Source organism: Vibrio sp. 10N.286.51.C3, assembly GCF_003050065.1.
Taxonomy (GTDB): domain Bacteria; phylum Pseudomonadota; class Gammaproteobacteria; order Enterobacterales; family Vibrionaceae; genus Vibrio; species Vibrio crassostreae.
Map to the genome: position 1 here is coordinate 1 of NZ_PIGC01000017.1, position 25,115 is coordinate 25,115.

Consider the following 25,115-nt stretch of genomic DNA (forward strand, 5'->3'; position numbering starts at 1 on the left):
GAGGGGTTCCCGAGTGGCCAAAGGGAGCAGACTGTAAATCTGCCGGCACTGCCTTCGATGGTTCGAATCCGTCTCCCTCCACCATATTCTTCTTACCTCCTTTGAGAGTTAAGAGAACAACCTAGTTGATGGGCTTATGGGAAAACATCAACTTAGGCTTACTTTGTGAAGAGTAAGACACACCCTGGAGGGGTTCCCGAGTGGCCAAAGGGAGCAGACTGTAAATCTGCCGGCACTGCCTTCGATGGTTCGAATCCGTCTCCCTCCACCATATTCTCCTTAATTGGAAAATCGAAAAGCCAACTCATTGAGTTGGCTTTTTTCGTTTCTGAACGCGTTATTGAAAAACCCTGTTTTATCAAGACAGAAGTTGAAACCGCTTCTGTCTAAGTTCAACACTTCAAACTTCTATCCGTAGATCTCACAACAAGATTGAATCTCTTAAAGATCATTGAGCGCTCAGTCTCTCCAGGCTTCCATGTGGCGTCCACATACCAAGTAAGCAGCGCAACCTAAGCAGTTTGTAGATACATGCTCCTCACACTCGTCCGCTATTTGTTGTTTCTGCTGTAGTGATGTTTCAGGTTCTAGTATCGGCTCGAAAAACTCAGTCGTCACGATTAATACCTCTATCTTGGTTAGATAGCCTCGATTGAATATCTAAGTAAAATGAGTAACTTGCGTTCAGCCTAACTCACTGTTAGCACAAAGTATCACTCTAAATAATTGTCGTGATGGTACTGTTTTCTAGCAACGCGAATATCTAAAGAACCGCATCTTCTGTAAGCCGAAGGCAAACGCCCTTCTTAGAATTTACAGTTCCAAACAACCGGACACAAAAAAGCCCCTACAGATTTCTCCGTAAGGGCTTTCAATAATCAAAGTAATGTCAAGTTAACTCATTTTTAGTTAACTATCGAGATTAACCTTGAATACCAACAATTAACCAAGGTGCATTGTTAGTTGTTAGGTCACGCTCTAGGTGCCAGATATCAGTGATATCTTCTTCAACGCCATCCGCTGTGTCACGGTAACGACCGCTAAACTGAAGGCTTAGCTGTGCTTTGCTACCATCGTGGTCTGCGCGAACGATTTCAGCATCAACGTACATTACGTCTGTGTGCTGATCACCGTCCAGCTTATTACGCTCAACTTTTAGATCTTCAAATAGGCTTGGAGACACGTACTCTTCAATCGTGTTTAGCTCGTTGTGGTTCCATGCACCTTGCAGTGTACGGTAGTGCTCACGAGAGCCATTGATGAATGCCGCTTGATCAAAGCCTGGTGGGTAGTTATGTGGAACATCGCTTTGTGCACCAAAACCGAAACCACCAGCAGCGCCTTGTGATTGAGGCTGTGCTTGTTCGAAGTTATGAACGTTTGGTTGCTGCTTAGGTTGTTCAAACTTGTTCTGACCCATTCCGCCGAATGCTGGCTGCTGGCCACGTGCATTCTGCTGATTCATTGAGCCCTGCTTCGCACCCAACATTCCACGTAGGAATTTAAACGCTAGGAACGCAATCAGACCCATGATAAGAATATCCATAAACTGGATACCTTCAAATGCGCCACCAAAGAATGCTGCTAAAAGACCACCAGCAAGTAAACCACCTAGTAGACCGCCCATAAGGCCTTTCTTGCTAGAGTTAGCTGCTGTGTTCTTACCCGTTTGATCTTGTCGGATCGAATTCGTGTTTTGTTGTTTTGGTGCTGGAGCCGTTTTAAAGCTTTTGCCAAATGACTTACCACCACCAAACTTTTTCGCTTCCGCGATTGGCGTCACCGCGACTGTTACCAACAGGATCGCGACTAGTGAGAAAAATCGTTTCATTATTATCCTTTATAGGGTTCTTTATCTTTCGACACCTTAATCATACTCGTTAACAAAGAACAATGAAATATTCACGGCCTTTACACATGTATCATAATATTGCGGCTATTAATTGATTACTAAACTAGCGAAGGGATTGACGGCACTCTGGGGCAGCATTAAAATATTGAACGATGTTCATTTAATAGAAAGTACCCATGGCAAGACGAAACGATCATACTCGCGAACAATTAGTGCAATTAACCTTAAAAACGGTGACCGACTTCTTAGAAGAGCACTCTTATCACGAGTTAAGTCTACGTAAAATCGCCAATATGATTGGTTACGTTCCAAGTACCTTGGTGAATGTATTTGGTAACTACAACCTATTGCTATTACATGTGGTCGCTCAAACATTAGATGAACTGGCGTCAGAATCTGCTGCAGCGGTTGAACAATCGAGCAACCCTCAACAAGCTCTATTCAACCTTGCATACTGTTACCACGATTTTGCACAAAAACACCCTCACCGTTGGCAGCTTATCTTTGAGCACAACATGAACGGTGAAAACCTTCCTGAATGGCAATCAAACCGCATCGATAGAATGACAGGTATGCTAGAGCAACTATTAATAGCTATTGCCCCTGAACATACTAAAAGCGAAGTCATTAAAGCTAGCCGTGTATTATGGTCTGGAGTACATGGAATTACTCTACTCAGCGTTGATGATAAATTTTTCGCCGCTGAGCCAATCGATGGTAAAGAGTTGATCAATAACCTAGTCTCAAACTACTTAACCAACTGGTAATCATCCAAGGAAAGACAATGAACAACAGCAGCCAATCTTCGCTGTTAACGCAAAAAAGGTTCCTACCCTACTTTATTACCCAATTTCTAGGAGCCTTTAACGACAACATATTCAAAAATGTCCTGTTACTGTTTGTTGCTTTCGCAAGCGTAGACACGCTGCCTATTTCTAGCAATCTATTCATTAATTTGGCCGCTGGCCTGTTTATTCTGCCCTTCTTCCTATTCTCAGCTTTAGCCGGTGTACTGGCTGATAAATACGAAAAATCGTGGTTTATCCGTAAAGTTAAGCTCCTTGAAGTGGTGATTATGTCACTGGGTGCGATCGGATTTATCTATGAAAGCTACGGAATATTACTTCTGCTTCTGTTCCTTATGGGAACACAAAGTGCTTTCTTTGGCCCTGTGAAATACGCCCTGCTTCCACAACAGTTAGAAACAAAAGAACTGGTATCTGGTAATGCTCTCGTCGAAACAGGTACATTCTTAGCGATCCTGATCGGTACTCTAGGCGCAGGCATCATTGCATCTGAAGAAGGCGCAAAGCTCATTGCCGCAGTGTGTATTGTTTCGTTCGCCGTGCTTGGCTATGTATCAAGCTGCTTTATTCCACAAGCGCCAAGTAATGCACCAGGCCTGAAAGTGAAGTGGCAACCTGTAAAGCTCACCCGTGCAACACTGGCGATTGCCAAAAGAGACCGCCCAACCTTTCAAGCTCTGATGTCTATAAGCTGGTTCTGGTTCCTTGGTGCAGCTTACCTAACTCAGTTTCCCAACTTCACCAAACTGCATCTAAACGGTACTGAAAGCTCAGTCGCCTTTTTACTGGCACTGTTCTCAGTAGGCATCGCGATCGGCTCTTTAGCTTGCGATAAGTTATCTAATCACCGCATTGAAATCGGCATCGTTCCAATGGGCAGCTTAGGTATCTCGATCTTCGGTCTTTTGATGGCGATATCCATCCCGGAGTCTTTGCCTCACTTTAGCTCTTTCCATCAATTCGTAACCTATTCAGAACTATGGCCACTCTTTGCGTACCTTCTACTATTGGGTGTCTCTGGCGGTATCTTTATTGTTCCTCTGTATTCACTGATGCAGCTACGCGCGAAACCAGACGAACGTGCCCAAGTGATCGCCGGGCTCAATATCTACAACTCACTGTTCATGGTAGGAAGTGCGGTTTTAGGTATTGTTTGCCTTAGCGTTTTAGAGCTTTCGATTCCACAGCTGTTTGTGTTGCTCGCGTTGGGAAACACTTTGGTGATGCTGTACCTGTTTTATCAGGTTCCTATCTACGCTTTCCGTTTCTTTACGTGGGTGGTCACTCACACCATGTACCGAGTTAGGCATAAAAACTTACATCACCTGCCAGAAAAAGGCGGTGCGTTAATTGTCTGCAATCATGTAAGTTATATGGATGCACTGCTGCTGAGTGCGGTTTGCCCTCGTCTTATCCGTTTCGTGATGGAAGAGGAATACACCAAGTTGCCGCCGATTCGACGTTTCTTGAAAAGAGCTGGGGTGATTCCAATCTCAGCAACCAACCGCAGTTCGATACGAAACGCTTTTAAAGAAGTAGAGCGAGCCCTGCATGAAGGTCACATCGTGTGTATTTTCCCAGAAGGAAAGCTAACCTCTGATGGCGAAGTGGCTGAGTTCATGCGTGGTATGGAACTGATCATCAAACGTTCCCCTGTCCCTGTGATTCCTATGGCTCTCAAAGGGTTATGGGGCAGTTACTTTAGCCGTTACAAAGGCCGTGCCTGCAAAGGGTTACCCACTCGCTTCTGGACTAAATTAGAGATAGAAGCTGGCGAGCCTATTACACCTAAAGAAGCCTCTTGTGAAACTCTTCGACAGTCGGTGTCCAATCTTCGCGGATCACTACGCTAGCTAACCAGCCCTTTATTCATATCAGCTGAACAAGCGTTAAGTTTTCCTTAACGTTTGTTCAATTCATTTAGACTTACTTATCATTTTATTGAACGTATAGTGGTCTCATTACAATAACATCACTACAAAACAAGACTCTAAATACAATGAACCTAAAAAAGTCCGTTCCGTTTTATCTTGCTGCGCTGTTTTGCTTAACGCCTTGGGTCAGCTCACCGACAGCCCTGGTTATCGGTTTCCTACTTGCTAGTTTAGGTTTAGTCCCTGAACACTTGGAAGTCGGCAAACTCACCAAAAAGCTACTTGCTTACTCGATTGTTGGCTTGGGTTTTGGCATTCAGTTTGAAAAAGCATTAGCGGTAACAGGCGATGGTATTGGTCTCATTGTAACGACGATTATCGGTACATTAGTCATTGGTTGGTTCTTGGCTAAGAGAATGGGGCTAGACCGCACAACGGGCTATCTTATCTCTTCTGGTACCGCGATTTGTGGTGGTAGTGCGATAGCAGCAGTGGCACCCGCGATCAAAGCAGACGATGAACAGATTGGCTTGGCATTAGCCACTGTATTCGTGTTGAACTCGGTTGCTCTATTCTTATTCCCTATGATTGGTCACGCGCTTGAACTCAGCCAACAAACATTTGGTACTTGGGCAGCTATTGCGATTCACGATACGTCTTCAGTTGTCGGCGCAGCTTCAGCGTATGGCGAAGAAGCCCTGACGACAGCGACCACATTGAAGCTCGCTCGGGCACTTTGGATCATCCCAATCGCTTTAGTCAGCGCGATGATCTTCAAGAACGATCAAAAGAAGATTACGGTTCCCTACTTCATTTTCTTCTATTGCGCTGCTATCGCAGTGAGTGACTTACTGCCACAATTTGAGATGGTTTATCAAGGAATCTTTGATGTGTCTAAGCGAGCACTGGTAGTGTGTTTGTTCTTAATTGGCTGTGGTATTTCAGTTGAGAAGTTAAAAGCGGCAGGGCCAAAGCCATTGATGTTCGGCATTACTATGTGGGTGATGATTTCTACCGGTTCGCTAGCTTGGCTGACCCTCGCATAACCTCTAGGGAGTTGAATCTCTAAAAACATAGCGAAGCACAAAACAAAAAGGCAAAGCTCGTATGGGCTTTGCCTTATCGTTTGTCATATACATTGACTAAATTACTATTCAAACAGGGGCTTATCACTCTTCTTACTCTCTCTTTTCATCAAAACCAGAACCACAACTAACACAAATGCAGTAAGTTCAGCTAACGAACGCGTCAGCCCCGACGATGTGATGGCTTGGCCTATCTGCAGTAATACCGCAATGATGAGGGCAATTTTCATAATAAGACCTTATTCTATAATCCGTTATTTATATGGCTTATTATGATGGATGGTTATAAAGATAATAAATTCTGTTTTGAACTATCTAATTGCTAAATTAACTAACTGCAGGCCAAGTGAACAAAAAACCTCCGACTCAATTAGTTAGAGCGCCGGTGTTGCAACAACCACTGCGCTAATCCCGCTCTCGATACCTTAATACCTAACTGTTCTTGTTGAGGCATGCGATAGTACTCAATAGGGAACTTAAATCGCTCTAGGCTTCCTTGTAGCTGCTCTGCAAACCATTCTTTGGTTAGAACTTCATCACAGTCCACAATAGCTACTGGTCTAAAACCAAATTCGCTGTCTTCTATGGGCACAATAAAGGCTTGCTTAACTTCGGGCAGCTGATTGAGTGCACGCTCAATTTCTTCACAGTGAATATTCTCACCGCCAGAAATAAATTGATTGTCGGCTCTGCCAATAATCGACACTTGCTCACCAACCCACTCCCCAAGATCCTTGCTATCAAACCAGCCATTCTCACCCACTAATGGGGTTAAGGTGCCTTGATAGTAGTAACCAGAAGCGAGCGTCTCGCCGCCAATAAAGATGCGTTGTTCTTCAATTTTTAGCTGGCGATGATTAAGGACAAACCCTGCAGTGCTGCTAGCATCAACAGGCTTTGCCGTCACCGTAGAGGCTGCTTCCGTCATGCCATAACCAAGCCAAGTCTCAATCCCCATTTGCTGAGCTTCAAGGCCAAGCGCCTCTGGAATATGGCTACCACCCAAAAGTACATGAGTTAAAGTAAGTGCTTGCTTACTCTTTAACAATCGATGTAACTGAGTAGCCACCAATGAGGCATGACTGCAACCTTCTATATCGGTTTCAAGCTGGCCAGAACCTATTTTGATGCAGCCACCCGCAGTTAACCAGCGATGGACAATCGCCAATCCCGACACATGGTACATAGGTAAACTCAGTAACCAAGTGTTACCTTGTTGATAACGAAACACCTCAAGTAACCCAGACGCAGAACATAAGTGCTGCTCAAGTGTATGGGCGACCGCTTTGGGGTTTCCAGTAGAACCTGAAGTGAATACGATGCTCGCTAGATTTTTCGGATTGAAGTTAGAGTCTTGAGATGTCGAGAGCCGATTGTCATCACCATCGACCTTAACTTCATTTAAGCAAGGCAAGGTCACCAACTGAGTATTCAAATCGGCAGTCTCTGATTGCTCTATTCCATAATTGTCCAAAAGCCAAAGGTAGCTCTGTTGATCTGCTTGATATAAGGAATCGAGCTTTTGCTTCAGGCGTAAACTAGGCTGAGGCATCGTAAACGCACAAACCACACCTAAATTGAGTGCGGCAAGGTAAACAGGGATCACTTCAGATTGATTCTTACCTACAATCGTCAGTACATCACCTTCAGATAGGCCTTGATGAGATAGCTGTTGTTGGTACTCACTAACCAACACAAACACTTGTTGCCAAGTATAAGTGCGGTGAGTAGTCACTAGCGCTGGTTGAAGTGGTTTTTGCTGCGCCCACTGTTCCCAAAGTGGGTGATAATTAGATTGTGGGCGCATCATAAGATAACCAAGTTATAGATTGAAAAGTGTCTAAGCCAATCAAACGAACAGCCTAAGAAGACCAAATCAATTGCTGCTGTTCAAGGGTAGAAACCGGAAGCTGACAACCCGGCCATGAAACTTCCAACTGTTGCTGATACAAGCCAATCGTATCCAGCCCCGGCACTTCATTTGGCAGATATTGCTGCGCCAGACGAGCAATCTGAGTCAGACCTAGGCTCGACTCAATGCTTGAACTCAATACAGGTTTAATTCCAAGTTGTTGTGCACGCTCAATGATTGCCACACAACGTTCTACAGAGCCAATGAGAGTTGGCTTGATAACTACAGCTTTAACACCAGTAAGGTCGCTAAGATCAAACTCTGGATTACGCACAGCTTCTTGCAGTGTTTCATCCCAAGCAATCGCTACGCCGTGGTCAATAGCAAATGCCAAGCTGTCTTCCGGCTTTTGGCAAGGTTCTTCAATAAAGCTGATACGCTGACGCAATGAAGGCGAAATGTACTTGATGAACTGCTTCGCTTTTTCAGGCTTCCACGCACGGTTGGCATCAAGCCTTAGAGTCAAATCCGGAATCGATTCAAGTAATAAGCTAACCAGCATGCCATCGCGAATCGCTTCGTAGAGGCCGACTTTCACTTTTGCGACCTTCTCGCCTTCCATTTCATTTAGTACAGGGATCAGTTCATCTGGATCACCTGTACACAAAGGCGCAGCCTGGTAATTACCTTCAGTGTTGAGTTCGCCTCGTAATTCCATCATCGCCATCGAAAAACCGAAGGCAACAGAAGGATATAGCTCATTAAAAGGCGTTTGAGGGTTGTTGTGACTCCAAAGCTCTAATTCATGTTGCAGTTGAATACCGGCTTGTTCAGCATCTTCTTGGCTGAAGCCTGGCAGAGGCGCAACTTCACCAAAACCTGTTTTACCGTCACACTCTAGTTGGATGACATAGCCAACGCGTTCGTTCAACTTATTGTCACGAAGAACCACTCCACTATCCATAGGTAATTGATAACGGTAGAGTTTAGCGTGACGCTGAGAATTCACTGAGTTCATAAAGCTTCCTAAAAAACGGGGAACATCAAAACAAAACGAGCCGCTATTAGCGACTCATTTTGAAAAGGAGAAAGACTATGGGTTACGCGGGAACTTGTCGAAGTCCGGTCGACGTTTCTCGTTGAATGCGTTGCGGCCTTCTTGACCTTCCTCTGTCATGTAGAACATCATGGTTGCGTTACCAGCCAACTCTTGTAGACCGGCTTGACCATCACAGTCAGCATTAAGAGCGGCTTTCAAGCAACGTAGAGCCATTGGGCTGTGTTGCAGCACTTCACGACACCAACGAACGGTTTCTTTTTCTAGGTCAGCGACAGGCACAACCGTGTTCACCAAGCCCATATCCAATGCTTCTTGAGCATCGTAGAAACGGCATAGGAACCAGATTTCACGCGCTTTCTTTTGGCCAACGATACGAGCCATGTAAGAAGCACCCCAGCCGCCATCGAATGAACCTACTTTAGGACCCGTCTGACCGAACTGCGCGTTTTCAGCAGCAATCGTAAGGTCTGCCATCATGTGAAGTACATGACCGCCACCGACAGCCCAACCCGATACCGCTGCGATTACTGGTTTTGGACAAGTACGAATTTGACGTTGGAAATCCAGTACGTTCAGGTGATGTGTACCTGAATCGTCTTGGTAGCCGCCGTAGTCACCGCGAATACTTTGGTCACCACCAGAACAGAACGCCTTCTCACCAAGACCCGTCAAAATGATCACGCCTACTTTCTCGTCGTAACGAGCGTCAGCCAATGCATTGATCATCTCTTTTACGGTTTGTGGACGGAACGCATTGTGGACTTGAGGACGCGCAATCGTGATTTTTGCAATACCGTCGTCAGACTTGTGGTACTGAATATCTTCGTATTGACTGCTTTCATCGCTCCAGTTAACTGCCGCGTAAAGTTCTTCTTCTGTGATGCCTACTGTTTTAGCCATGGTGATTCCCATTGTTCTATTAGAGACCACGACTAACGAGTAGTCGTGACGGTGTTGCTCTGCTTTTGATAGTGCTTGATACGAGAGAATCGCTCAGTCAGATTAACGACGACTGGCGATACATTGGATTATCAGGTTGGAAAACAGTTCTGGTTGCTCAAAATGAACATTATGACCAGCGTAATCCACCTGACTATATTCAAAGCCACTATTCTCAGCTAGCTCCATGAATTTACGGTCTTTTTCTCCACACACATAATGCAATAAGTGCTCATGAGATTTCAATGTGGCACGTAAATCCGGTTGCTTAGCTAACGAAGTAGATAACAACATATTTGCTACGGATACTCCAAGGTTACCACTACGCTTTATGACCAAAGTTTGTCTTTGCTCATGATTTAGTGAAGAAAAGACGCTTTGTTGATACCAATCGTCTAAAACATCTTCAATCGACTGCTGTGCAAAGCGAACAGCCCACTGCGTATCATGTACTAACCTTTGTGCTCTTTCTTCATCACATTCCAAACCAAAGTTGCCACCTTCAATGATGACTTTCTCTAGGTTAAGCGTCTCGAAGCAAGGGCTTGTCACCCCATACATAGCGAGTCTGCCGCCCATAGAATATCCGATCACCACGATAGGGTAATTAGCAGGAAGATCGTTGAGCGCCAGTTGAGATGTGATGCACTGGACAATTTTCTTGCAGCAATGATCAAACCCTACCGGATCGATAAAGCGACTTTGTCCGTGTCCGGGTAAATCAATGCAAAGGAGAGGAAAATCCTCGAGGAATGGATGGCATGCACTCCAATCATCCCCGCTTCCGAGTAAACCATGTAAAAAAACAAGCAAAGGTTTGTCAGAAGAATCTTGTACAGCTGGGTAATAATCGGAGTAAAGCATGTAAAGTCCTTAGGCTAATGCCTCGGTGAGCATTGAACTGAATTGTTTCAGCAAAGTAGACGCTTGTTCGGGAGGCGTCTTAACTTCCACGAGCAAGGTACCCTGACCCTGTTCGAAATGTTGTTCGATAATGGTTTGATAGCAATTCAAGGTTTCTGGCGCAGCGTATCCCAACTGGAATTGCGCAGCAGCGTGTTCAAAACTGAAACCATGAGGCATTTGATAAAGTGACTGTTTCTGCTGCTCTGGCACCGGCAATAAATCAAAGATCGCACCACCATCATTGTTGGTCACAACAATAACCATCGGCGTTAAATTATGAGTCAGCAGAGCCAGTGAGTTGATGTCGTAAAGCAAAGAAGTATCGCCAATCAACATCAATAAAGGATTCTGGTTAGCTTTCACCACGCCCGCAGCCGTCGCCACCAAGCCATCAATGCCCGATGCACCACGATTGCTGTAAACTCGATTCGCAGATATTGACGACAACATATCCACCAGCCTTACCATCAAGCTGTTTCCCACAAACAACTCTCTGTCTTTAAGTCTAGACGACAAGTCAACCGCAACACTCAACTCTGTCAGTTGGTCATTATTGGATATTTGTGCGAGTGCGAGTTGCTGAACGGTATTTGCGACCTCGATTAAAGGCGTCGCCCAACCAGAGTGTTTGCCTAACAATGTTGGCAGATGTTGATCGGTTATCCATGACTCAATATTGGCAACAATATGAGTTTGAGGTAGATGATCTTGATTTATACGGTGCGCATCAGGTGAAACCACTACATATTGCGTGGAATCGAACGAAGCCGCTTGTGACTTAATCCATTGGTTTAGTCGTTTAGAAACGATGCGCTCACCAAACTGAAGAATAAAATCACACTGGTTGAGTTGCTCTTTAACTGAGTCACTCTGTAACCACAGATCATAATGCTTCCAATCACTGTTCACGCCCGATTGAGGATCACAGAAGATTAGCCAGCCCAAAGCAGAAGCAAACTGCTGTGCTTTTGTTGCCGCTTCTTTATCAATAGAACCAATAATCACCGCACCTTTACGCTCTAGGTAATCGCCTGGCGCTACTGGCTGTACAGTCAAATGATTGGGTAAACAAGTATTAGAATACGGGGTGGCTGACGAGCTCCACCCTGCGATACTTTTAGTGTAATCCGCATACATTTCAGCACTGTTCTTAGAATAGAGCGGCTCTGGGAACGGACAATTGATATGAATCGCGCCGCCAACATTGCATTGTTTCGCAAGCGCACTATCAACCGATGTTAGCAGCCAATTCAAAGAAACTTGTATCGTAGGGCTTGGAAGGTTAAGCGCCGTTTCAACGTGAGACGAAAAGATACCCTGTTGCTGGATCGCTTGGTTAGCGCCGCAATCCACTAAATCGATAGGTCGATCTGAGGTCAGTAAAATCAGCTTCTCTCGTGTTAACCCAGACTCAGCGGTCGCAGGAAGAAGGTTCGCGACAGCTGTTCCCGATGTCACAATCACCGCAACGGGCTTGTTACTCGCCTTAGCTAAACCTAAAGCTAAAAATCCAAGCCCGCGCTCATCAAAGTGCGTGTGTAAGGTTAACTTGGGATTAGCTTCAGCTTCGAGAGTTAACGGTGTTGAGCGAGAACCCGGTGCAACACAAACATGTTCAACACCGTTGCGTGCTAGCTCTTCAAGTAATGTGTGACACCAAACTCTATTTAATACGGCTTGGTCGTGATTCATGACGCCACACCCAGTGGTGGATGATCGGAAATTAGGCTGAGCAGAGTCGACATCTTCTTGTTCAGCTCTTGCCACTCATGTTCAGCAACCGATCCCGGCACGATCCCTGCTCCAGCGAACAGCTGTACTTGATCGTTTACAATCAAGGCGCTTCGAATCGCCACGCAGAATTCCGCTCTCTGATGGCTGATATAGCCTACAGAGCCTGCATACCAGCCTCGAGCAAACGGTTCGTGTTCAAGAATGAAATCCATCGCTACTTTACGTGGCAAACCCGCTACCGCTGCAGTTGGCTGTAAGGCAGCAAGCAACTGCACACCATTAACACCATTATTAAGTTGAGCATGGATATTGCGCTTCAAATGCTGCACCTTACGCAAGCGCACTAAGCGGGCATACTTTTCAACATGGACCGTTTGAGAATGAGGAGTGAGACGCTCAATGATGTCGTCAACCACATACTGGTTCTCATTGAGGTTTTTGCTGTCTTGAGAAAGCCAGTTGGCCAGTTCCATATCCTCAGTAGCGTTCTCTCCACGACCAATGGTTCCAGCAAGCGCTTCGGTATCGAGCTCAGTACCATGTCGGCTATATAAGCGCTCTGGCGTCGAGCCAATAAAGCTGTGTTTAGAGTCCAGCACCAACATAAAGTGGAAACTGTGATGATTTTGCAGATAGCTGGCTTTAAGTAATTGAGCCGCACAAATAGGCGCATCGAGTTGTAGCGTGGTTTTACGCGCTAAAACGACTTTTTTATACTCTTCGTCGCTAATGCCTTGCAGCACTTTATCGACAAGGTTGCCCCACTGCTCTCTTTCTGGAACGTGATTGATCTGTTCAATATGGGCAGACAAAGGCGCCAATATCGCCGCTTCAACGGATAACTTATTTAAGGCATTGATAGAAGCAACGCGATCAGGAGACAAGTTGACGGCCAGCGACCAAGTATTGTCAAAGCGAATTAATTCAACCTGAGGAAGGAAGAAAAACGATTCCATGCAGCGACGGTTCTTTGCGGTGTGCCCGTCAAACGATCGTCCCCCCCAGATTCGTTGGTCTTCACCAAGAATCGCGTAGGCGGGTGCCGGGTCTGAAAACGTATGTAACTGTCCGAGCGCAACAACCTCTTCACGAGTGTCGCGTGACTGCCAGTAGAACTTAGGAAAGAGCGGTTGAGCATGAAGCCATTCAATAAATGCAAACGATGGTTTTTGCGTTAGAACTTCAACACAACGAACTTCGCTTGCTTGGGCATTTTGTACTCGCTCAATCAAAGCGGAGATAGTTTGCTGGAAATGTGACAAATCGACCTCGTTCACATCTAAATTATTATTATATTAGTTTGATACTTTATGGGCAGTACCCACTTAGATCAAGAATGTACTATATCTTTTCAACATTCCTGTGATTTTAAGCGATCCCGCCCCTTTATTCATCTTAGCCAATAACCAAGAAAGCGATTAATTAAAATTTAGAAAATAGTGACAACAAAAAGACCAAACGTGACACTGAAATGCGACATTCATCAGATTTTTATTCTATCAAACGCCATTTTGCGGTACTTTAATAAAGTATTTAAATTAATTTCAGGAAATCGGCAATGCAAAATATCGGGATGTCGTCAAAACTCAACAGCGTATGCTACGAAATCAGGGGGCCTGTACTCAAACATGCTAAGCGCATGGAAGAAGAAGGGCATAAAATACTAAAGCTTAATATTGGTAACCCCGCCCCATTTGGTTTTGACGCCCCTGATGAAATCCTTGTTGACGTAATCCGTAATCTACCGACATCTCAAGGTTACTGCGACTCAAAAGGCATCTATTCAGCCCGCAAAGCGGTTGTTCAGCACTACCAGAAAAAAGGCCTACGTAACCTTGATGTAGAAGACGTTTACATTGGTAACGGCGCATCAGAGCTTATCGTTATGTCTATGCAGGCGCTACTGGATAATGGTGATGAAATCTTAGTTCCCGCTCCGGACTACCCACTATGGACAGCGTCTGTTGCGCTTTCTGGTGGTACACCGGTTCACTACATGTGTGATGAAGATGCTGATTGGTATCCAGATTTAGACGACATGCGCGCGAAAATCTCTCCAAAGACTCGCGGCATCGTTCTTATCAACCCGAACAACCCAACAGGTGCAGTTTACAGCCGTGATTTCCTACTACAAGTTGTCGAAATTGCACGTGAGCACGGCCTAATCATCTTCGCTGATGAGATTTACGATAAAGTACTTTACGATGGTGCAGTGCATACCTCTGTTGCAACGCTTGCTGAAGACGTATTAATGGTCACGTTCAACGGTCTATCTAAGGCTTACCGTGTATGTGGTTTCCGTGGTGGCTGGATGTTCTTAACAGGTCCTAAACACCTAGCAAAAGGTTATGTCGAAGGGCTAGAGATGCTTGCCTCGATGCGTTTGTGTGCCAACGTACCAATGCAGCACGCTATCCAAACGGCATTAGGCGGCTATCAGAGTATCAATGAGTTGATTCTTCCTGGTGGTCGACTGCTTGAGCAACGTGACCGAGCATGGGAACTGATTAACAAGATCCCTGGCGTTTCTTGTGTGAAGCCGAAAGGCGCAATGTACTTGTTCCCTAAGATCGACACCAAGATGTACAACATCAAAGACGATCAGAAGTTCGTACTCGACTTCCTGAAACAAGAGAAGGTGTTATTGGTTCAAGGTACAGGCTTCAACTGGCCTAAACCTGATCACTTTCGTATTGTGACTTTGCCACACATTGAAGACCTTGAAGTGGCGATTGGCCGCCTAGAGCGCTTCTTGCAAACTTACAGCCAAGACGATCTTATCGACGCTAAATAAACACAACGAGAGATGACTACAATTTGCTGTTTTAAAAGACTTTAACTTGTATTCATTCACTTCTATGCTTAAGAGGCTCCTGTTTAGGAGCCTTTTTTGTATCCGCTGTCTCGTACAGTTTGTGGCAAACACAAGGTACGAGTGGAGCACTCTCTAGATAGGACACTTATGAAACAGAGCCATTTCTTCGCCCATCTCGCACGCATGAAGCTGATTCAACGTTGGCCCCTGATGCGATCTGTTTCAAGCGAGAACATTTCAGAACACAGCCTACAGGTCGCTTTCGTTGCCCACGCTTTGGCGCTGATCAAAAACAAGAAGTTTGATGGTCAACTTAATCCTGAGCATATTGCTCTGCTTGGCATGTACCACGACACCAGTGAGGTACTGACAGGCGATTTGCCAACGCCAGTTAAATACTACAACCCGGATATCGCCCAAGAATATAAGAAGATAGAAGCCGCAGCAGAGCAAAGACTGCTTTCTATGTTGCCAGAGGAGTTCCGAGACGACTTCGCCCCATTTTTAATATCTGGAACAGCGAGTAAAGAAGAGCAAAGCATCGTCAAGCAGGCCGACACCATCTGTGCTTACCTGAAATGCTTGGAAGAGCTCAGTGCGGGCAATCATGAATACGAGCAAGCCAAGCGCCGACTGGAAGAGACACTCGAACAACGCAAAAGCCCAGAAATGGACTACTTTCTCACCACATTTGCGCCAAGCTTTGAATTATCACTAGACGAGATAAGCTAGCTGGGTATAAGTTGTTTTTAATTAGCTAAATAAAATCAATTTGATAGGTGCTATTTTGAATTCTCTACTCGAACCACCCTTTGTACTCGAACAAGAATGGCAGCATCGAAATGACGATGAACATAAAATAAGACGAGATGATCACCGTAGCCCATATCAACGTGACCGAGCGCGCGTGCTTCACTCTGCTGCTTTTCGTCGCTTACAAGCGAAAACCCAGATTCATGGCACCATGGTGAATGACTTTCATCGAACACGCCTTACTCACTCTCTTGAGGCCGCCCAGCTTGGCACAGGTATCGTTGCTCAACTGAAGAAAAAGCAACCCGAGTTTCGAGACCTATTACCCTCAGACAGTTTAATTGATTCACTGTGTTTGGCTCACGACATCGGTCATCCACCATACGGACATGGCGGCGAAGTCGCACTCAACTATATGATGCGCGACCACGGCGGCTTTGAAGGCAACGCTCAAACGTTTCGCATTGTCACTCAGCTAGAACCTTACACTGAGAATCACGGGATGAACCTGTCTCGACGCACGCTACTGGGGTTAATTAAGTACCCTTCGCTGCTCAGTCAAGTCCAAGCGAGATTACAGTCTGAACCGGTAAAGCATCAACGACAGCTCCGAGCCAAAGATTGGATGCCGGCAAAAGGCATCTACGATCATGATGAAGAGTTGTTTAACTGGGTGCTTGAACCGCTTTCAAGCAGCGACCAACAGCTCCTAAAACAGAAAAGAAAAACGCATACCGAGCCACTTGAGCACAATAAGACCAAATATAAGTCACTGGACTGTTCGATCATGGAGCTGGCTGATGACATCGCGTATGGCGTGCACGATTTAGAAGATGCGATTGTGCTTGGTTCTGTGACCAAAGCTCAGTGGATCGAATCGGCTTACCCTCAGCTGAAAGAGATGGCCGACCCTTGGATTTGTGAACACCTAGATTCAATTACAGAGATGCTTTTCTCTGGTGAACAGTATCGTCGAAAGGATGCGATTGGTGGAATCGTCAACGCATTGTTGACCAGTATTTCAATTAAGCGAGTGGATGCTAGCTTTGAGAATGTGCTTTTGGCTTACAATGCGGTGCTTGAACCAAGCATGGACGGCACGCTTGATAAACTGAAACACTTTGTCAGCGAGTTTGTGATTCAAGTGCCTCAGGTTCAAGTCATCGAATACAAAGGCCAACAGATCATCATGGATATGTTTGAAACATTCAGCGCTGATCCTGAACGCTTGCTGCCACTGCCCATCAAGAAGCAATGGCTACAGCATCAAGATGAGTCTCGAAAAATGCGCGTGATTGCGGATTACATTTCATCAATGACTGATGATCTTGCGCAGAAAATGCATCAGCAACTATTCTCGGCTCATACCGAGTTTTAATTCCTGACTCATTTTACTGAAACGGCTTAATCTAAGTAGTTTTTCTCAAACACACCCGGCGGCATTTGATTGATTTGAAACTGAATCATTTGATCAAATGCCGTTAGCAAAGGGCTAAATTCGCCATCACTCTCTAACAAGCTAAGCAAATGATAGCCAGCTTCAACGGTTGAAAGGCTGTTTTCACTGGGTGCTTTGCGAATTCGGTAATTACCCTTGAGATCTTTGGGTAAGTGGACCGTGTTCAACGCATGCAAGTTATTCGACACTTGCCACACCTTGAATGCTTTCTTCCACGTCCCATCCAATAAAATCACACGTAGCTTCTTGCTTGGGTATGTTGCCGACTCAACAGGCACAGAATTTTCACTTGGGTATAAAATCACATGTTGGTACTGTTCATCGGCCAGCAATGCGTTCAGTTGTTCGTTGTCTGAAAAGTCTTCACCAACAAGCGTCACGCTGTTTTTTAGAGATAACGAGAGAATACGCGCGGTTCCCATCGGACGGTGCTCTTCTGATGGGTGCTGAAGAATGATAAGCTCAACATTCGATTCGAGTGGTGTAACCCACTGACAAATACAAGCTTTCAAAGCCTTGCTGCATTGGGGGCAATAACGAGACATGGATTTAATGTGTACCCTGTTTTAATTTTCACTTCACTTTTATGCGTCTTATTCCAATTTGAGCCAATACAAGCTTGGGTCGTATGGGATAGCAATGCGATTGCCGAGGGGCAATGGTGGCGGATCCTAACAGGAAACTTTTCACATACCAACTACTCGCACCTTCTGATGAATCTAGCAGGCTTATGGATCATCAGCTATCTGTTTCAACCGAGTAAAAAACAGCTTGTTCTTGCTCTGCTTGTGATTAGTCTAGTGACTGGGATCGCTCTGTTGTTTTCGAGTATTCAGATCTATGTTGGCCTATCTGGCACTTTGCATGGGTTGTTTGGCTTATTCGCGCTCAGAGAGGCTTTAAACGGCAGGAAATCTAGTTGGCTATTAGTGTTGGGGTTAATAGCTAAAATCGCTTGGGAGCAGCTTGTTGGCCCCTCTAGCACGACTGGCGAACTGATTAACGCTCGTGTCGCAATTGAAGCCCACCTAGCAGGTGCTCTGGCCGGGGGCTTCATAGCTATCGTTTTATACCTAACCAATAAAGAAACGGATCAAAGCTGAATTCTTTCGCGGTTCTTTTTAACTGTCGCTTCACCTATCCCTTTGACACTCGCCAAGCCATCAGCAGTTGTAAACGCCCCGTTCTGCTCTCTGTAGTCGACAATCTCTTGGGCTTTTTTGTCACCAACACCAACCAGTAGTGCTGATAGCTCTTCTGCTGTCGCGGTATTGATGTTAACCGTAATCTCAATGCCATCGTAAAGCTCAGCTTTAGTTGGGCTGTCTGCAAACACTGCAGGGCTTAAGAGCATCAGAAATGAAAGAAGTAGTGTTGAATATATCGTGCGCATAAATCGTTCCTTTGTACAAAAAAAGGTAACTTATGCATTTGCCGCACTAGATAACACAATCACCAAACAAAAATAAAGCGGGTCACCTAAGTGACCCGCTTCGTTATACATCTTGTTTTCATCAGTGTGTTTGTTGGCTCACAAATCTGATTTATCGAATAAACCTAATTTGCAAAACAACAACCATCGCATGTGACTCTCGGTAGTCAGTAACCAAACAGGCTTAACTACCGGGCTAATCGATGCTTACTGACCTTGGCCTACTACGTAGTATTCAACGTCAGCGTTTTTACGAAGTACGTTTAGTACGTTAGTCAGATCTTGTTGGTTACCAACTCGTTCCAACTGTGCACCAATTTGAGTGCTGTAAGCTGGGTTGATTTCAGCCGTTACCTTAGAAAGCTCAACAACAACGATGTTACCGTCTTGGTCTTTAGATTGACCGAACACAGCTTGGCCTGCTTCTGGTTTCGCTAGAGCGAATACAGATGCTGCTAACGGAGAGTTGCGGTCAATCGTTTCAAGTTCAGTGAACTCAAGATTGTTGTCCGCTAGCACTGCTTCATTGCCTTGCTTTAGTTCGTTCACTAGAGAAACACCTAGTTCAACCGCTTGTTGCTCAGCTTGTACAGCAGACAATGCAGCGACAACTTGATCTTTCACTTCAGCTAGAGGAAGAACTGTCTCGTCGCGAGTCTCTTCTACACGAACAACGATCACGTGCTCAGGAGCCACTTCGATAACTTCAGAGTTTAGACCGTCTTCTTTCACTTCAGGGCTCAAGATAGCTTGCATAACTGCAGGCGTCATCAGAACTTCTGGAGCGTCAATTTGAGAGATGAAATCTGTTGTTGTGATCTTCGCATTGATAGCTTCTGCAGAATCATCAAGAGAATCTGGGAATTCAAACGCTACTTTTTCTAGCTCAGTTTGTTGCTCGTAGAACTGGTCTACAGCGTGCTGGTCTAGAAGCTCTTGCTTAATCTCTGCCGCTACTTCAGTGTAAGGCTGAGCTTGAGACGCTTTTAGTTCGTCGAGCTTGATGATGTGGTAGCCGAAATCAGATTTAACTAGACCAGTCGTGTCACCAATATTCTCAAGAGCGAAAGCCGCGTCTTCGAATGCTGGGTCCATCACATCACGTTCGATCCAACCTAGGTCACCGCCAACGTCAGCACTGCCGAAGTCGTCAGATTTCTCTTCCGCTAGCGTAGCAAAATCAGCGCCTGCATTTAGTTCGTCTAGGATAGACTGAGCTTTCGCTTCGTCATCGCCTTGAACTAAGATGTGGCTAACTTTACGTTGCTCTTCAGTTGAGTACTTGTCTAGGTGCTCTTGGTAGTACTTCTGCGCTTCTTCATCGCTTACTTCAAGCTGAGACTTAAGTGCTTCAGCAGAAAGCTCAATGTAAGATACCTTCGCTTGCTCTGGACGAGTGTAAGCTGCAGGGTTCTCTTGGTAGTACTGTTCGATCTGTTCGTCAGTTAGCTCGATGCCTTTCGCAAGGTCAGCAACAGACAGTGTCACTGTGCGAATGTCACGAGTTTGTGCGATAAGCTTGCTCTGAGTATCGATTTCACCTTGAAGAACGAATTCACTGCCTTGAAGTGCAGTCACAAGCTGGTTGCGCATTAGGTCACGACGCATGTATTCAGCGAAGCTCTCTGCGCTGAAACCTGCACGACGTAGTGCCGATTGGTAAACTTCTTGGTCGAATTGACCAGCTGTTTGGAACTGAGGCATTTCTAGAATCATGGTACGGATTTGAGAATCACTGATTCGTAGACCTAAAGACTCAGCTTGCTGCTCAAGCAGTACATCGTTGATCATGCGATCAAGTACTGATTTACGGAAAGACTCTACGTATGCAGGGTCTGCAAGCATTTGAGCGAAGTAATCGCCAAGTTGAGACTGCATGCGATTACGTTCGTTTTGGTAAGCCTGTTCGAACTCACCACGAGCAATTTCTGTGTTGCCAACTTTAGCTGCTGCGTTGTTACCGCCACCGGTGATGTAGCTGCCTACACCTGCGAATACGAATGACAGGATAATCAACCCAAGGATAATTTTTACCGCGATGCTATTCACGCCTTCGCGTAATCGATCCATCATAATTTAAGTGCTCTCCGGATATGAAGCATTGGCTTCAAAATAAAAATCTATTCACGCGATATTATCAGAAAAAGAAATGCGCATCAGTAGGATGCGCATAATTTAAATAAGTTCAATGTGCTTTGTACACATACTGTTTAAAAATGAAACATCATTTTTCAAACAGTAAACGCATTTTACAGCCTTCCCCTCGCAAAACCGAGGTTTCAGCCGTAGAAATTAGTTACATGCGTCTTTAAGTGCTTTACCCGCTTTGAAGCCAGGTACTTTAGCTTCTGCGATTTGGATCTCTTCACCAGTTTTTGGGTTACGACCTGTACGAGCAGCACGAGTACGAACACTGAAAGTACCAAAGCCAACAAGTGCAACTTGGTCGCCTGATTGTAGCGTTGTGCCAACTGCTTCGATGAATGCGTCTAGAGCGCGGCCAGCTGAAGCTTTAGAGATGTCTGCGTTTTCTGCGATTGATTCTACTAGTTGTGTTTTATTCACTGTTTTTCCCCTATGTGTCATCTGTGACTACTTCTTGATGACTGTACGTTCCATTTTGGTTTTAATTTAGCCGCAAGCCTTATTGCAAAAGGGCTGCCGCTTTGATCAATAACTTAGCGTCCAAAAAAAACGCTGACAAGCCTTTTCGGGCCTATCAGCGTAATTCTTTACTTATTTTTGCTATGCATCACTATTTTTTCACGTCAAACTCGACCCCAGACGGATCTCGTTCTAGCGCTACTTTGAGTACTTCATCAATCCACTGAACCGGGATCACCTTCAAGTCAGCGATTACGTTGTCTGGAATCTCTTCCAAATCACGCTCATTGTCTTTAGGAATCAGTACAGTTTTGATGCCGCCACGGTGTGCTGCAAGCAGTTTTTCTTTCAAGCCACCGATAGGTAAAACTTCACCACGAAGGGTAATTTCACCTGTCATACCGACCTCAGCTTTAACAGGGTTACCCGTCAAGCTAGACACTAATGCAGTACACATTGCGATACCCGCACTCGGGCCATCTTTCGGTGTAGCACCTTCTGGTACGTGAACGTGAATATCACGTTTCTCATAGAAATCTGAGTTAATACCCAGTTTTTCTGCACGAGAACGAACCACGGTCATTGCCGCTTGAATCGATTCTTTCATCACATCACCAAGTGAACCGGTTTGCGTTAGCTTACCCTTACCCGGCATTGCTTCAGTTTCGATAGTCAGTAGATCACCACCAACTTGAGTCCAAGCTAAACCAGTCACTTGACCAATACGGTTACTTTCATCCGCTTTACCGAAGTCATGACGTTGAACGCCTAAGTACTCTTTCAGGTTATCAATATTAACCGTTACAGACTTAAGGTCGCTGTCTAGCAAGATGTTCTTCACAGCTTTACGACAGATCTTAGAGATTTCACGCTCTAGGCTACGTACACCCGCTTCACGCGTGTAGTAACGGATAATGCCGATGATTGCAGAGTCTTCAATCTCAATTTCATGAGGCTTAAGACCGTTGCGTTGAACTTGCTTGTCCAATAGGTGGCTCTTAGCGATGTTCAGCTTTTCATCTTCTGTGTAACCAGACAGGCGAATCACTTCCATACGGTCCAATAGTGGGCCAGGGATGTCCATCGAGTTAGACGTTGCAACAAACATCACATCAGATAGATCGTAATCGACTTCTAGGTAGTGATCGTTAAATGCGTTGTTTTGTTCTGGGTCTAGTACTTCTAGAAGCGCTGAAGATGGGTCGCCACGCATATCAGAAGACATCTTATCGATTTCATCTAATAGGAACAGTGGGTTCTTAACGCCAACTTTAGACATCTTCTGGATTAATTTACCCGGAAGTGAACCGATGTACGTACGACGGTGACCACGAATCTCAGCTTCATCACGAACGCCGCCTAGCGCCATACGTGTGTACTTACGACCCGTTGCCGCAGCAATCGAACGACCTAGTGAGGTTTTACCAACACCAGGAGGACCTACAAGACAAAGGATTGGACCTTTTAGCTTGTTGATACGGTTTTGTACTGCCAAGTACTCAAGAATACGTTCTTTAACACGCTCTAAGCCGTAGTGATCTTCATTTAAGATCTCTTCCGCTTTAGCTAAATTCTTTTTAACTTTTGAACGCTTAGCCCAAGGAACACCAACCATCCAATCAATGTAGCTACGTACTACTGTTGCTTCAGCAGACATTGGCGACATCATTTTCAGTTTTTGAAGTTCTTGCTCAGTTTTCTCACGAGCTTCTTGAGGCATCTTAGAATCTTCGATCTTCTTCTTCAGAGTCTCGAATTCATCAGGTGCGTCGTCCATCTCGCCAAGTTCTTTCTGAATCGCTTTCATTTGCTCATTCAGGTAGTACTCACGCTGAGATTTTTCCATCTGCTTCTTAACGCGGCCACGGATACGTTTTTCAACTTGCAGGATGTCAATTTCTGACTCCATTTGGCCCATCAAGAATTCCAGACGTTCTGTCACATCTAAGATTTCTAGAACGTGCTGCTTGTCTACCAACTTAAGTGGCATGTGCGCAGCAATCGTATCAGCAAGGCGAGCTGCCTCATCAATACCGTTCAGAGATGTTAGAACCTCTGGTGGAATCTTTTTGTTTAGCTTAATAAAGCCTTCGAATTGATTGATCGCACTACGAACAACCACTTCTTGTTCTTTTTCGTCAAGTTCTGAGGTAACAACGTATTCGGCGTCCGCTAAGAAGAATTCACTTTCTTTGAATTGGTGAATCTTTGCACGCTGCTGACCTTCAACAAGTACTTTAACCGTACCATCAGGGAGCTTGAGTAACTGAAGAATGGTAGCGACTGTACCTACGTTAAATAGGTCGTCGATTGAAGGCTCATCAGTGTCCGCTTCTTTCTGCGCTACAAGTAGTACTTGTTTGTTAGCTTCCATTGCCGATTCAAGGCATGTAATCGATTTTTCACGACCAACAAACAATGGAATAACCATGTGTGGGTAAACCACTACATCACGTAGAGGTAGCACGGGGATTTCGATACGCTCGGAACGTTCCAAGTTCATATATTTCTCTCTTCCGCTTTAACTTATAAAGCAGTATATGGGGCTTAAACGACTGGATTCAATGGAAGAATAAAAAAAAGGAGGTAATTGCTTACCTCCTTTTTCAATTTGAGTGACTTGTCTAAAAAAGACCTACTCTGCAACAGCTGCTTGGTTATCTGAGTTGCTGTAAATCAATAGTGGTTCTGACTCACCATTAATTACCGACTCATCAATCACAACCTTGCTTACATCAGTTGAAGATGGCAGTTCGTACATAGTTTCTAGTAGAACACCCTCCAAGATAGAACGTAGACCACGAGCGCCTGTTTTACGGTTCATTGCTTTCTTAGCAATTGCACGTAGGGCGTCTTCACGGAATTCTAATTCTGTATCCTCAAGCTCAAATAATGCTGCGTACTGTTTTGTCAGTGCATTCTTTGGCTCACATAGGATTTGGATTAGCGCTTCTTCATCAAGCTCTGTCAGTGTTGTTGTCACAGGTAGACGACCAATGAATTCTGGAATCAGACCATACTTCACTAGATCTTCAGGTTCTACTTGAGTGAACAATTCACCGATAGTTTTGGTTTCGTCTTTTGAACGCACTTCTGCGCCAAAGCCGATACCTGAACCTGTTTCTACACGTTGTTCAATCACTTTATCTAAGCCTGCAAACGCACCACCACAGATAAATAGGATCTTAGACGTGTCCACTTGCAAGAACTCTTGCTGTGGATGCTTACGACCACCTTGAGGTGGAACTGAAGCAACTGTACCTTCAACAAGTTTTAGTAGAGCTTGCTGTACACCTTCACCAGACACGTCACGCGTGATTGATGGGTTTTCAGCTTTACGAGAAATCTTGTCGATTTCATCGATGTAAACAATGCCGCGTTCCGCTTTCGCTACGTCGTAATCACATTTCTGAAGCAACTTCTGGATGATGTTTTCAACATCTTCGCCCACGTAACCCGCTTCGGTTAGTGTTGTTGCATCAGCCATAGTGAAAGGAACGTCTAGGAAACGAGCCAATGTTTCAGCAAGTAGTGTTTTACCACTACCAGTAGGACCGATAAGAAGAATGTTACTCTTACCTAGCTCTACGCCTTCAGCTGTCGTGTCACCATTACGTAAACGCTTGTAGTGGTTATAAACTGCAACTGCTAGCACTTTCTTCGCGTATTCTTGACCGATTACATAGTCGTCAAGATGCTCACGAATCTCACGCGGCGTTGGCAGCGATTCCGATTCTTTCTTAGGAAGAACATCTTTAATTTCTTCACGAATAATGTCGTTACAAAGATCGACACATTCATCACAAATGTAAACAGAAGGACCTGCGATTAACTTGCGAACTTCGTGTTGGCTTTTGCCACAGAAAGAGCAGTAAAGCAGTTTACCGCTACCACCCTCTTTGCTTTTATCTGTCATTCGCTAACCTCTTAGCCTTAACTCTCTA

At 45.0% G+C, this 25,115-nt stretch carries 21 protein-coding genes and 1 tRNA gene; 8 read left to right on the forward strand and 14 right to left on the reverse strand.

What is annotated here, in order from left to right:
• Positions 1-186 precede the first annotated feature (186 nt).
• A tRNA-Tyr gene (locus CWO27_RS17255) sits at positions 187-271 on the forward strand.
• A gap of 651 nt (positions 272-922) precedes the next feature.
• On the opposite strand, the gene CWO27_RS17260 is transcribed toward CWO27_RS17255, so the two are convergent.
• Positions 923-1,831 carry a Tim44 domain-containing protein gene (locus CWO27_RS17260; RefSeq protein ID WP_107899282.1) on the reverse strand — a complete coding sequence of 303 codons (909 nt, stop codon included), beginning with the start codon at positions 1,829-1,831 and terminating at the stop codon, positions 923-925.
• 197 nt (positions 1,832-2,028) lie between these two features.
• Here CWO27_RS17260 and CWO27_RS17265 point away from each other — a divergent pair, with 197 nt between their 5' ends.
• The 3 genes from CWO27_RS17265 to CWO27_RS17275 all read left to right on the forward strand — a co-directional run bounded on the left by CWO27_RS17265 (position 2,029) and on the right by CWO27_RS17275 (position 5,578).
• A complete protein-coding gene (locus tag CWO27_RS17265) occupies positions 2,029-2,619 on the forward strand; it encodes a TetR/AcrR family transcriptional regulator (protein WP_107899283.1) in 591 nt (196 codons plus the stop codon).
• A 17-nt stretch (positions 2,620-2,636) separates the two neighbouring features.
• Entirely contained in the window at positions 2,637-4,511 is a 1,875-nt protein-coding gene (locus tag CWO27_RS17270; protein ID WP_107899284.1) for an MFS transporter, read from the forward strand.
• 146 nt (positions 4,512-4,657) lie between these two features.
• Positions 4,658-5,578: a YeiH family protein gene (locus CWO27_RS17275; protein ID WP_107899285.1), complete on the forward strand. Its 921-nt coding sequence runs from the start codon at positions 4,658-4,660 to the stop codon at positions 5,576-5,578.
• Between the two features lie 104 nt (positions 5,579-5,682).
• On the opposite strand, the gene CWO27_RS23615 is transcribed toward CWO27_RS17275, so the two are convergent.
• The 7 genes from CWO27_RS23615 to CWO27_RS17305 form a co-directional block, all read right to left on the reverse strand.
• Positions 5,683-5,847: a hypothetical protein gene (locus CWO27_RS23615; RefSeq protein ID WP_008220662.1), complete on the reverse strand. Its 165-nt coding sequence runs from the start codon at positions 5,845-5,847 to the stop codon at positions 5,683-5,685.
• 140 nt (positions 5,848-5,987) lie between these two features.
• Positions 5,988-7,427: an o-succinylbenzoate--CoA ligase gene (menE, locus tag CWO27_RS17280; RefSeq protein WP_107899286.1), complete on the reverse strand. Its 1,440-nt coding sequence runs from the start codon at positions 7,425-7,427 to the stop codon at positions 5,988-5,990.
• Between the two features lie 52 nt (positions 7,428-7,479).
• Complete coding sequence (menC, locus tag CWO27_RS17285; RefSeq protein WP_107899287.1) at positions 7,480-8,487, reverse strand: o-succinylbenzoate synthase; 1,008 nt, start codon at positions 8,485-8,487, stop codon at positions 7,480-7,482.
• Positions 8,488-8,562: 75 nt separating this feature from the next.
• On the reverse strand, positions 8,563-9,429 hold the full coding sequence (gene menB, locus CWO27_RS17290) for a 1,4-dihydroxy-2-naphthoyl-CoA synthase (RefSeq protein ID WP_017060170.1): 867 nt from the start codon (positions 9,427-9,429) through the stop codon (positions 8,563-8,565).
• Positions 9,430-9,531: 102 nt separating this feature from the next.
• Positions 9,532-10,332: a 2-succinyl-6-hydroxy-2,4-cyclohexadiene-1-carboxylate synthase gene (gene menH / locus CWO27_RS17295; RefSeq protein WP_102432828.1), complete on the reverse strand. Its 801-nt coding sequence runs from the start codon at positions 10,330-10,332 to the stop codon at positions 9,532-9,534.
• 9 nt (positions 10,333-10,341) lie between these two features.
• On the reverse strand, positions 10,342-12,066 hold the full coding sequence (gene menD, locus CWO27_RS17300; protein WP_107899288.1) for a 2-succinyl-5-enolpyruvyl-6-hydroxy-3-cyclohexene-1-carboxylic-acid synthase: 1,725 nt from the start codon (positions 12,064-12,066) through the stop codon (positions 10,342-10,344).
• Entirely contained in the window at positions 12,063-13,370 is a 1,308-nt protein-coding gene (locus CWO27_RS17305) for an isochorismate synthase (protein ID WP_107899289.1), read from the reverse strand. Before CWO27_RS17305 ends, menD begins: the two co-directional genes overlap by 4 nt.
• Positions 13,371-13,666: 296 nt before the next feature.
• Here CWO27_RS17305 and CWO27_RS17310 point away from each other — a divergent pair, with 296 nt between their 5' ends.
• From CWO27_RS17310 to CWO27_RS17320, 3 genes are all read left to right on the forward strand, one after another.
• The gene (locus CWO27_RS17310) at positions 13,667-14,902 is read left to right on the forward strand and encodes a pyridoxal phosphate-dependent aminotransferase (protein ID WP_107899290.1); all 1,236 of its coding nucleotides are present in this window, start codon (positions 13,667-13,669) and stop codon (positions 14,900-14,902) included.
• A 168-nt stretch (positions 14,903-15,070) separates the two neighbouring features.
• Complete coding sequence (gene yfbR, locus CWO27_RS17315; protein ID WP_017060613.1) at positions 15,071-15,655, forward strand: 5'-deoxynucleotidase; 585 nt, start codon at positions 15,071-15,073, stop codon at positions 15,653-15,655.
• A 55-nt stretch (positions 15,656-15,710) separates the two neighbouring features.
• Positions 15,711-17,054, forward strand: coding sequence for an anti-phage deoxyguanosine triphosphatase (locus CWO27_RS17320; protein WP_048661470.1), 1,344 nt, complete (start codon positions 15,711-15,713; stop codon positions 17,052-17,054).
• A gap of 26 nt (positions 17,055-17,080) precedes the next feature.
• Here the strand turns inward: CWO27_RS17320 and CWO27_RS17325 are convergent, their stop codons facing one another.
• On the reverse strand, positions 17,081-17,680 hold the full coding sequence (locus CWO27_RS17325; RefSeq protein ID WP_102478429.1) for a tRNA-uridine aminocarboxypropyltransferase: 600 nt from the start codon (positions 17,678-17,680) through the stop codon (positions 17,081-17,083).
• A 9-nt stretch (positions 17,681-17,689) separates the two neighbouring features.
• Here CWO27_RS17325 and rrtA point away from each other — a divergent pair, with 9 nt between their 5' ends.
• Positions 17,690-18,238 carry a rhombosortase gene (gene rrtA / locus CWO27_RS17330; RefSeq protein WP_107899291.1) on the forward strand — a complete coding sequence of 183 codons (549 nt, stop codon included), beginning with the start codon at positions 17,690-17,692 and terminating at the stop codon, positions 18,236-18,238.
• Here rrtA and CWO27_RS17335 read toward each other — a convergent pair.
• The 5 genes from CWO27_RS17335 to clpX form a co-directional block, all read right to left on the reverse strand.
• Positions 18,229-18,528 carry a ComEA family DNA-binding protein gene (locus tag CWO27_RS17335; protein WP_048661473.1) on the reverse strand — a complete coding sequence of 100 codons (300 nt, stop codon included), beginning with the start codon at positions 18,526-18,528 and terminating at the stop codon, positions 18,229-18,231. The two genes, rrtA and CWO27_RS17335, sit on opposite strands and share 10 nt — an antisense overlap.
• 246 nt (positions 18,529-18,774) lie before the next feature.
• Positions 18,775-20,640 (reverse strand): peptidylprolyl isomerase, encoded by a 1,866-nt coding sequence (gene ppiD, locus CWO27_RS17340; RefSeq protein ID WP_048661474.1) that lies wholly within the window; start codon positions 20,638-20,640, stop codon positions 18,775-18,777.
• A 219-nt stretch (positions 20,641-20,859) separates the two neighbouring features.
• Positions 20,860-21,153, reverse strand: a complete 294-nt coding sequence (locus CWO27_RS17345) for an HU family DNA-binding protein (RefSeq protein ID WP_012604504.1) — start codon at positions 21,151-21,153, stop codon at positions 20,860-20,862.
• 169 nt (positions 21,154-21,322) lie between these two features.
• Positions 21,323-23,674 carry an endopeptidase La gene (gene lon / locus CWO27_RS17350; RefSeq protein ID WP_019824784.1) on the reverse strand — a complete coding sequence of 784 codons (2,352 nt, stop codon included), beginning with the start codon at positions 23,672-23,674 and terminating at the stop codon, positions 21,323-21,325.
• 132 nt (positions 23,675-23,806) lie between these two features.
• On the reverse strand, positions 23,807-25,087 hold the full coding sequence (gene clpX / locus CWO27_RS17355) for an ATP-dependent protease ATP-binding subunit ClpX (protein ID WP_009847283.1): 1,281 nt from the start codon (positions 25,085-25,087) through the stop codon (positions 23,807-23,809).
• Positions 25,088-25,115 lie beyond the last annotated feature (28 nt).

What these genes read in the sequence shown, in the direction of transcription:
- menB (WP_017060170.1), bottom strand. Translation starts at nt 9,429, where the DNA reads ATGGCTAAAACAGTAGGCATCACAGAAGAAGAACTTTACGCGGCAGTT.
- lon (WP_019824784.1), bottom strand. Translation starts at nt 23,674, where the DNA reads ATGAACTTGGAACGTTCCGAGCGTATCGAAATCCCCGTGCTACCTCTA.
- clpX (WP_009847283.1), bottom strand. Translation starts at nt 25,087, where the DNA reads ATGACAGATAAAAGCAAAGAGGGTGGTAGCGGTAAACTGCTTTACTGC.
- CWO27_RS17270 (WP_107899284.1), top strand. Translation starts at nt 2,637, where the DNA reads ATGAACAACAGCAGCCAATCTTCGCTGTTAACGCAAAAAAGGTTCCTA.
- CWO27_RS17345 (WP_012604504.1), bottom strand. Translation starts at nt 21,153, where the DNA reads ATGACACATAGGGGAAAAACAGTGAATAAAACACAACTAGTAGAATCA.
- menH (WP_102432828.1), bottom strand. Translation starts at nt 10,332, where the DNA reads ATGCTTTACTCCGATTATTACCCAGCTGTACAAGATTCTTCTGACAAA.
- menC (WP_107899287.1), bottom strand. Translation starts at nt 8,487, where the DNA reads ATGAACTCAGTGAATTCTCAGCGTCACGCTAAACTCTACCGTTATCAA.
- ppiD (WP_048661474.1), bottom strand. Translation starts at nt 20,640, where the DNA reads ATGATGGATCGATTACGCGAAGGCGTGAATAGCATCGCGGTAAAAATT.
- CWO27_RS17325 (WP_102478429.1), bottom strand. Translation starts at nt 17,680, where the DNA reads ATGTCTCGTTATTGCCCCCAATGCAGCAAGGCTTTGAAAGCTTGTATT.
- CWO27_RS17265 (WP_107899283.1), top strand. Translation starts at nt 2,029, where the DNA reads ATGGCAAGACGAAACGATCATACTCGCGAACAATTAGTGCAATTAACC.
- CWO27_RS17335 (WP_048661473.1), bottom strand. Translation starts at nt 18,528, where the DNA reads ATGCGCACGATATATTCAACACTACTTCTTTCATTTCTGATGCTCTTA.
- CWO27_RS17275 (WP_107899285.1), top strand. Translation starts at nt 4,658, where the DNA reads ATGAACCTAAAAAAGTCCGTTCCGTTTTATCTTGCTGCGCTGTTTTGC.
- CWO27_RS23615 (WP_008220662.1), bottom strand. Translation starts at nt 5,847, where the DNA reads ATGAAAATTGCCCTCATCATTGCGGTATTACTGCAGATAGGCCAAGCC.
- menD (WP_107899288.1), bottom strand. Translation starts at nt 12,066, where the DNA reads ATGAATCACGACCAAGCCGTATTAAATAGAGTTTGGTGTCACACATTA.
- CWO27_RS17310 (WP_107899290.1), top strand. Translation starts at nt 13,667, where the DNA reads ATGCAAAATATCGGGATGTCGTCAAAACTCAACAGCGTATGCTACGAA.
- menE (WP_107899286.1), bottom strand. Translation starts at nt 7,427, where the DNA reads ATGATGCGCCCACAATCTAATTATCACCCACTTTGGGAACAGTGGGCG.
- CWO27_RS17260 (WP_107899282.1), bottom strand. Translation starts at nt 1,831, where the DNA reads ATGAAACGATTTTTCTCACTAGTCGCGATCCTGTTGGTAACAGTCGCG.
- yfbR (WP_017060613.1), top strand. Translation starts at nt 15,071, where the DNA reads ATGAAACAGAGCCATTTCTTCGCCCATCTCGCACGCATGAAGCTGATT.